We start from the raw sequence: 942 nt of genomic DNA, 5'->3' as shown, positions 1-942 counted from the left end.
AGCAGTTCGGGGCACGCCCTGATCGACCGCGCCTTGTACCTGCCCAAGGACTGGGCCGCCGACGATGAGCGCCGCGAGCTGACCGGCGTGCCCGACGAGCTGGTTTTCGCCACCAAGCCCGAGCTGGCCGCGGGCATGCTCGCCCGGGCCCGCGCCGCGGGACTGCCCGCCCGCTGGGTGGCCGCCGACGAAGTCTACGGCGGACGCGAACTGCGATACCGAATGCGCGAACTGGGCTACGACTACGCGATCGCCGTTCCTGCGGGCCACCACGTGACCACCCCAGCCGGGCGTTTCAGCGTCACCGCCCTGCTGGCCAGGCTGCCCCGCCGGGCCTGGCAGCGGCTGCGGACCGGACACGGCACCAAGGGCGATCGCCACTACGACTGGGCGATGATCGACATCACCGGCGACGACACCCCGACCGGACAGGCGCCGGGCCACAGCGTCCTGCTCGTCCGCCGCCACCGCTACACCCGCGAGGTGTCCTTCTACCGCTGCCACTCCACCACGCCGGCCGCTCTGCACGACCTTGTGGCGGTGGTCTGCACGAGGTGGCGGATCGAGGAGGACTTCCGCGCCGCGAAGTCCCTGACCGGACTCGACCAAGGCCAGGTGACCTGCTGGAACTCCTGGATGCGGTGGAGCCTGATCAGCCTGATCGCCGCCGCCCTCCTGGCCGCAACCCTCGCCCGCCACCACCCCACCGAGCCGTCGTCCCAGACCGAGCTGATCCCCCTCACCCGACCCGAGCTCCTTGTCCTTCTCAGGGCCACCATCCTGCCCGCGCCATGCCGCGACCTGGTGCACGTCCTGCACTGGTCACGCTGGCGACGCCGTCACCAGCACCGCGCCGCCGCCTGCCACCGCCGCTGGAACCACATCACCGCAGCCGCCACCACATGACCACCAACCGCAAAGATCACGAACTACAGCTGCCGT

General features: G+C 70.9%; 1 protein-coding gene. It reads left to right on the top strand.

Translation table 11 applies throughout. The features are described from left to right. Positions 1-906: IS701 family transposase (locus ACRWND_RS30850; RefSeq protein ID WP_431955280.1), on the top strand; the 906-nt coding region annotated here is incomplete at its 5' end. Positions 907-942: the final 36 nt, after the last annotated feature.

Origin of the sequence: Actinacidiphila sp. bgisy167, from assembly GCF_965342175.1 — a bacterium.
Lineage (GTDB): Bacteria > Actinomycetota > Actinomycetes > Streptomycetales > Streptomycetaceae > Actinacidiphila.
The sequence above is the reverse complement of the archived record's forward strand: the minus strand, read 5'-3'. Positions and strand labels throughout refer to the sequence as shown.